General features: G+C 67.3%; 6 protein-coding genes. 1 reads left to right on the top strand and 5 read right to left on the bottom strand.

Features of this window, described 5'->3' with window-relative positions:
* The coding region (locus AC0L2A_RS35620) for a precorrin-6A/cobalt-precorrin-6A reductase (RefSeq protein ID WP_473612867.1) at window positions 1–413 on the top strand (413 nt) is incomplete at its 5' end.
* Here the strand turns inward: AC0L2A_RS35620 and AC0L2A_RS35615 are convergent.
* From AC0L2A_RS35615 to AC0L2A_RS35595, 5 genes are read right to left on the bottom strand one after another with little or no spacing between them, the layout of a single operon-like run.
* The gene (locus tag AC0L2A_RS35615; protein WP_473612865.1) at window positions 377–1,141 is read right to left on the bottom strand and encodes a precorrin-3B C(17)-methyltransferase; all 765 of its coding nucleotides are present in this window, start codon (window positions 1,139–1,141) and stop codon (window positions 377–379) included. The genes AC0L2A_RS35620 and AC0L2A_RS35615 overlap by 37 nt on opposite strands.
* Window positions 1,138–1,896 carry a precorrin-2 C(20)-methyltransferase gene (locus AC0L2A_RS35610; RefSeq protein WP_473612864.1) on the bottom strand — a complete coding sequence of 253 codons (759 nt, stop codon included), beginning with the start codon at window positions 1,894–1,896 and terminating at the stop codon, window positions 1,138–1,140. Before AC0L2A_RS35610 ends, AC0L2A_RS35615 begins: the two co-directional genes overlap by 4 nt.
* On the bottom strand, window positions 1,893–2,534 hold the full coding sequence (locus AC0L2A_RS35605; protein ID WP_473612863.1) for a precorrin-8X methylmutase: 642 nt from the start codon (window positions 2,532–2,534) through the stop codon (window positions 1,893–1,895). Before AC0L2A_RS35605 ends, AC0L2A_RS35610 begins: the two co-directional genes overlap by 4 nt.
* Window positions 2,531–4,030, bottom strand: a complete 1,500-nt coding sequence (cobG, locus tag AC0L2A_RS35600; RefSeq protein ID WP_473612861.1) for a precorrin-3B synthase — start codon at window positions 4,028–4,030, stop codon at window positions 2,531–2,533. Before cobG ends, AC0L2A_RS35605 begins: the two co-directional genes overlap by 4 nt.
* Window positions 4,027–7,044, bottom strand: coding sequence for a cobaltochelatase subunit CobN (locus AC0L2A_RS35595; RefSeq protein ID WP_473612860.1), 3,018 nt, complete (start codon window positions 7,042–7,044; stop codon window positions 4,027–4,029). Before AC0L2A_RS35595 ends, cobG begins: the two co-directional genes overlap by 4 nt.
* Window positions 7,045–7,231: the final 187 nt, after the last annotated feature.

The following is a 7,231-nucleotide window of genomic DNA, read 5'->3' as shown; positions in this document are numbered from 1 at the left end:
CCCGCGCGGGGCCGGCGCTGGGCCCGGGGCCGCGTCGCGTTTGCGTGGCGCTGGGCGGGCTGGAGGGCGCCGCCTGCGCGGCGGCGCCCCAGCATCATTATCTGATCCGCAGCGTCGATCCGGTCGAGCCAAGGCTCGCTGTGCCCGACGCGGCCTATCTCCTGGCGCGCGGGCCGTTCCGGGAAGCCGACGAACGTGCACTGCTTCTGGAACACCGCATCGATGTCGTCGTGTCCAAGAACAGCGGCGGCGAGGCGACCTACGGCAAGATCGCCGCAGCGCGGGCGCTCGGCGTCGAGGTGGTCATGATCCGCAGGCCGACGCTGCCGGATGTTGCGTCGGCTGAAACCGTCGAAGCCCTTGCCGCGATGGTCGATCATTTTCTTGGGCCCGCCGCCGAACGCGGCGTGTAGACCAGCGCCGGTCTTTCGCCGCGCTTGATGATCCTGGTTTCCGGCGAGCCGATGATGATGCAGGTCGCCATGTCGGCCTTTTCCGCATCGGCGTCCGCCAGCAGAACAACCTCGATGCGCTCGTCGGGACGGCCGGCAGCGCGGCCGAAGACGACCGGCGTGGTGCCCGGAAGGATCGCGGTCAAGCATTCGAAGGCGCGGCCAAGCTGCCAGGGGCGTGCCTTGCTGATCGGATTGTAGAGCGCGATGACGAAGCCAGCGCCGGCCGCAGCCAGCAGCCGCAATTCGATGAGGTCCCATGGCTTTAGATTGTCGGACAACGAGATGGCGCAGAAATCATGGCCGAGCGGTGCGCCGATGCGGGCCGCAACGGCGAGCATGGCGGTGATGCCCGGCAGCATCGCCACGTCGACGGCACGCCATTCGGCCGGGCCGGCCTCGATCGCCTCGCAGACGGCTGCCGCCATGGCAAAGACGCCGGGGTCGCCGCCCGAGACAACGGCGACATTGTGGCCCTGTGCAGCAATTGCCAGCGCGTCCTTGGCGCGGGACAGCTCCTCGCGATTGTCGGAGGCGACGCGGGTCTGGTCCGGGCGCAGGTCGAGCCGGTCGAGATACGCCTTGTAGCCGTAGAAGAATTTTGCCTCGGCGACGGCGCGGCTTGCTTCCGGCGTCACCTGGTCGGCATTGCCGGGCCCAAGGCCGATAACGGTCAGGCGGCCGCTCATGTTTCGGCTCCCAATGCGGCGGCCCGGCCTGACCAGCCGGCGACCAGCACGATGGCGAAGTAGGGCGCGTTGTCGTCCTGCTTGTCGGCCAGCCGCATCGAAACGCCGCCCGGCATGGTGCCGCGCTCGACATAGACGGCACGCGCCAGCTTGTCGGTCGCCGCCAGCGCGCGCCTGATCTTGGGCAGGTTGCGGCCAACCTTCATGATGACAGCGGCATCGGTGTCGGCGAGGCGGCGGGTCAGCTCGAATTCGCTCATCGTGCCAGGCAGCACGGTCAATACATCGTCGCCCTGGACGATCGGCGTTCCGGTCGCCGACCAGCAGCCGGACATGGCGGTGACGCCGGGAATGACCTCTGTCGGAAAGCGGTGCGCCAGCCTGACATGCAGGTGCATGTAGGAGCCGTAGAACAGCGGGTCGCCTTCCGAAAGCACCGCGACCATCCTGCCGGCGCTGAGATGCTCGGCGACCTTTTCGGCCGACTCCTCGTAGAAATCCGCTATCTGCGACCGGTAATCGCTGTGATCCTTGTCGATTTCGGTGGTCACGGGATAGAGCAGCGGCAACTCGACCAAATCAGGACGAAAATGCGCGCCGACAATGGCGCGCGCATTGCTGTTGTTGCCGCGCTTGGCGAAATGCGCCACGACGTCGGCCTCGGCCAGCGCGCGCACGGCCTTGAGCGTCAGCAGCTCGGGGTCGCCGGGACCGGTGCCGACGCCAACAAGCCGGCCTTTTACAATCGCGTTCACAGGCCCGGCCTCGCCAATGCGTTGAGGGCGGCGGCGGTCATGGCGCTGCCGCCCAGCCTGCCACGCACGATCGCGTAGGGAACGCCGTAGGAATTCTCGGCCAGCGCGTCCTTTGATTCGGCAGCACCGACGAAACCGACCGGCATGCCGATGATAACAGCCGGTTTCGGCGCACCGTCGTGCAGCCTTTCCAGCAGGTAGAAAAGTGCGGTCGGCGCATTGCCGATGGCGACGACCGAACCGGCCATGCGCTCGCCCCACAGGTCGATGGCCGCGGCCGAACGGGTGTTGCCGATCTTTTTCGCCATGTCGGACGTCCGCGGGTCGCGCAACGTGCAGATCACCTCGTTGCCGGCCGGCAACCGGGCGCGCGTGATGCCGTGCGTGACCATCTCGGCGTCGCAGAAGATCGGCGCGCCGGCCGCCAGTGCCGCGCGGGCGGCGGCAACAAAAGCTTGCGAAAAAACAAAGTTCTGCGCGGCCTCGACCTGGCCGCAGGCATGGATCATGCGGATGGCAACATCGGCTTCGGCATCGGAAAACCGCGACAGGTCGGCCTCGGCGCGAATGATGGCGAAGGAGCGCTCATAGATCGCCGTGCCGTCATGGATGTAGTCGTAGGGGGCGGGCATGTTCATTCCTGTCGGTAGGGTTCGGTGACACCGGCCGCGCCAAGCCTTGTCAGGCAGGCGGCGGTGGTCTCGCCTCGAAATCGTGCTTCGCGGATCGCTGCGGCAATGCGGCCAACGCCGCGCGCGGCGTCATAGCCTGGCCTGTATCCGGCAGGAAGGGCCTTTGCCGTCCCGTCCACGACAAGTCCGGCTCCGTTATCGCCGCCGACCAGTGTCAGCGCTGCCGGGCCGGGATGGGCGCAGCCCTTGGCACAGCCGGAGATATGGAGGGTGACGGAGGCATCGAGGAGGTCGCGGTACTCGGCGGCGACGGTCTCGGCGATCTCGCGCGCGGCGATCCGGCCGGAGGCGCAGGCCGGCGCACCGGGGCAAGCGGCGATTTTCGTGCGCGGGTCGGCAGCGTCGGTAACGAAGCCGAGTGTGGCGGCGGCCTGCTGAAGCGAGCGGCAGGCGGTCGGAGAGAGGCCGATGAAAAGCAGCGCGCGGTGTGGCGCCAGGCGAATTTCGGCCGCGCCAAGGGTGAGGGCGTGTTGGGTGAGTGCGATGATCTTCTCCGCCGGCATGCTGCCGAAGGGCAGGCCGATGCCGAGGGCGGCCGTGTTGCTGGCGAGAGGAAAGAGGCCGATCGGCGAAGGTATTGGTTCGGACAATTTGACAGGCAGGCGATCCTGCGCACCCCCCTCTGTCCTGCCGGACATCTCCCCCGCAAGGGGGGAGATCGGCAGTTCCGACGCCGCCGCTCGTCCTGCAAGGCCAGTGATTGGCGAAAGCGGTGATGAGAGCTCAATCTCCCCCCTTGCGGGGGAGATGTCCGGCAGGACAGAGGGGGGTGTGAAGGAATGCCAGCTTGCGAGGGATACTAACTGCCTCTCCGTCAAATCCCTTGCATGGGCATCGCGGCCCTTTTCGGCGACCATCCTCAGCATCGCGATGGCGATATCGCGCGCCGCATCGTCTCCCACCGTCGCGAGCGGCTTCGCATTCTGCCCATCACCCGCAACAGACATCTGCCACCTGATTCCCGCATTGGTGCGCGTTGCAGCCAGCCGCACATCGGCTGTCACCACATCCATAGCCAACTGTCCACCGCCGTCGACGATGACCGAAACCTTCGGGCCAAGGCGCTGTGCCAGCCCGGCTTCAGCAATCGCGGCCCGAATCCGCTCCGCCAATGGGCGCGGATCGGCAACTTCTTGCGGATCCAGCCCGGCCAGCGGTCCGGTCTCGACCGGCACGCCGGTGCGCACTGCGATGCCGAGCGCGTCGACCTCCATTGCCAGCAGCCGGGGGCTTGCCGATGTCAGGCCGCGGATCTGCAGGCTGCCACGCGCGGTCACTTCCATGATGCCGTTGCCATGCCGCAAGGCGGATTCACCGAGCCCGATCAAGGATTTCGGCGAGAGTCCTCCAGCAACCGGGTTGAGCCGCACCAGAAGCCCGTCGCCGGTCTGCATCGGCGCGGACAAAGCAGGGCAGGCGCCGCGTCGGGAGAAGGCGTTCATGCCGCCACCCCCAGCGCGCGGGCTTCGGCGATCAGGGCGGCGAGGTCGTCGTCGACGGAATTGCGCAGCGGGTGCCAGAGACCGCGCCGCCGCGCCGACAAAAAACGCTCGGCGATGATTTTCGCGGCCGCCGGATTTTCGCGCAGGATGAAGGCGCGCACCTCGGGATCGCCGAGATAGGCGTCGTGCACGGCCTCGATCAGCGTGCCCGGTATGGCAAGGGTGGTCTCGGCGAAACCGACGAGACGGTCGACCGTCTCGGCGAATTCCGAAGCGCCGCGCGGCCCGTGCCGCATCTGGCCGGCAATGAAGCGCGGGTTGACCGCGCGGGCGCGAACGACCCGAGATACGGCTTCTCCAAGCGAGCGCGGCTTCGGCTTTTGCGGATCCGTGGTGTCGAGGACGATGACGTCGGCGTTCTTGCCAAGCGCTGCAAGCGCTGCCGAAAAACCGCCGACGAAGGCGACATCGGCGGAGCCTTCCAAAATGTCGCGGCCGGGGTCGTCTCCGGTATGGACGAGGAGGTCGGCCTCGGCGACGCGACCCTCGAACGCGCCGGGCGACGAAATCCCTTCGCCCTCGGCGCCGCCATAGGCATGCGAGGTGGCGTCGAGATAGGCGCGACCGATTTCTTCGCGCGCCGCCCAGTCGCCGCTCGACAGCAACGCCTCGATACCGGCGCCGTAGGTGCCGGGCGAGGTGCCGAAAATGCGCGGGCTGACCTTGCCATCGGCGCGGGTTTTTGCGGCGAGCGGGTTTTCCGTCGCGTCCTCGTCGCGGGCGGCGACGGCGTTGGCGGCCGCATCGATCAGGGCGATCTGGGTCGGGAACATGTCGCGGAACAGGCCTGAGATGCGCCAGGTGACATCGACGCGCGGACGGCCAAGGGTGGCCGGCGGCAGCACTTCGATGCCGGTGACGCGGCCGGTGGCGCCATCCCATTGCGGCCGGCAGCCCATCAGCGCCAGGCCTTGCGCGATCTCTTCGCCGCCGGTGCGCAGCGAGGCCGAGCCCCAGAGGTCGATGATCAGGGAGCGCGGCCAGTCGCCATGCGCCTGCATGTAGCTGCGCAAGACCTCGTCGGACGCCGCCCTGCCGACATCGAAGGATGTCGGCGTCGGCATGGTGCGTGGATCCGATGTGAACAGGTTGCGGCCAGTCGGCAGCACATCGCGCCGGCCACGCGCCGGTGCGCCGGCAGGACCGGCAGCGACATGGCGGCCGTCGAGGGCCGCGATCAATGCTGACTTCTCGGCTGCTGCACTTTGCTGGCGCAGCGGATCGGTCTCGCCCTCGGGCGAGCGGCCGTAGATGTGCAGCCCGTCCTTGATGGCGAAATCCTTGAGGTCGCAGAGCCAGACGTCGATGCGGCGCAGCGCTTCGTCGGGCGCGTCGGTTCCGGCGACGCCGGCCTCGGAGGCGAGATCGGTCTTTTCGGCGGTTTCGACGATCAGCCTCGCCAGGCGGTCGCGGCGGCGGCGGTCGAGCCCGTCGGCCTGGGCATATTCGTCGACCAGCCGCTCGAGCTGCTGCTGGTTCTCGTCCAGACCGGCGCCGGTCAGCGGCGGCGGCAAATGGCCGAGGGTGACGGCGGCAATGCGCCGCTTGGCCTGTGCCGCCTCTCCCGGGTTGGAGACGATGAAGGGATAGATGACGGGCAGGGGCCCGGTGACGATCTCGGGAAAACAGGAATCGCTGAGCGCCACTGTCTTGCCGGGCAGCCATTCCAGTGTGCCGTGGGCGCCGACATGGACGAGGGCATGGACATCGAGCGACTTGCGCAGCCACAGGCCAAAGGCAATCAGCGCATGGCGCGGCGGCAAGGTCGGGTCGTGATAGTCGGCGCGGCGGTCGACCGAGCGCCCGCGGTCGGGGGCAACTGCTACGGTGATGTTGCCGAAGGTGGCGGCGCGGAAGGGGAATTGTTTGCTGTTTGCCAGACTCGAAGGTTGGTGCTCCGTCGCGCCCCCCTCTGTCCTGCCGGACATCTCCCCCACTTGGGGGGAGATTGGCGGCTCCATTGCCGGCTCTCCTCCTGCTGCGTTGGAAATTGGCGAAAGCAGAGATGAGGGCGCAATCTCCCCCCAAGTGGGGGAGATGTCCGGCAGGACAGAGGGGGGCGCCTCGCACAAACCTGTCTCATCTTCTGCATTCCCCCACGCGGCCTCTACCGCAGCGACGGCCGCCGGCGGCAATTCCTTCGAGAAGGTCAGGTACTCCTTCAATGCCAACCCTTGATCGACCGACTCCAACATCTCCAGCAATTCACGCGGCGTTTGCGGAATCCCTTCAACGACGTAGCCCTGTTCGCTCAGGTCGTGCAGCATCGCCAGCACGCTGGACGGCACGTCGAGGCCGACGGCGTAGCCGGTGCGGCCGGGGGCGCTCGGATAGTCGGGGATCAGGATGGCGAGCTTGCGCTTTTCGCGCGGCGTGCGCTGCAGGCGCACGAACGCCTCGACACGGTTCGCCACCTGGGCGACGCGGTCCGGCTCCGGCCGGTTGGCGAAGGCGCGGAAAGCCAATGCGGGATCGACCTCGCTTTCGCCCTTGAAGGAAACGGCGCCGGCAAGGATGCGGCCGTCGAGTTCCGGCAGGACGACATGCATGGCGAGGTCGGCGGGCGCCAGGCCGCGCTGGTTGTCTTGCCAGATATCGCGGCGTGTCGTCGCGACGATGACCTGAAAAACAGGAACGCCGGCGCGGTCGAACAGGGTTTCGATGCCGGGCTCAGCACCCGAGGCGAAGGCGGTCGCGGTGATGATGGCGGCAGGGTGTAGCGTGGCAAGCGCGGTTTCGACAAAGGCGAGCGATGCCGGGTCCTTGAGGCTGGAGACAAAAATGGGGACAGGGATCATGCCACGCTGCCCGAGCGCTTCGAACAATGCTTCGATCGGCGCGACATCGGCGGCGAGCAGCATCGAGCGGTAGAAGAGAATGGGGATGATGGGGGCGCCCACGTAGGTATTGCCGGCGTCGAGCTCCGTCCCACCCACCTCTGTCCTGCCGGACATCTCCCCCGCAAGGGGGGAAATTGTGCCGCCATCGATGCTTTCGCCAATCGCAGATATTGAAGATAGCTCTGACGATGTAGGAAATGCGCCGGTGTTGGTGACGGCAGATCTCCCCCCTTGCGGGGGAGATGTCCGGTAGGACAGAGGGGGGTGTGCCCGAACGCTGACATTCGAAAGGTCCCGCCTC

The organism is Mesorhizobium sp. WSM4844 (assembly GCF_055811775.1).
The sequence above is the reverse complement of the archived record's forward strand: the minus strand, read 5'-3'. Positions and strand labels throughout refer to the sequence as shown.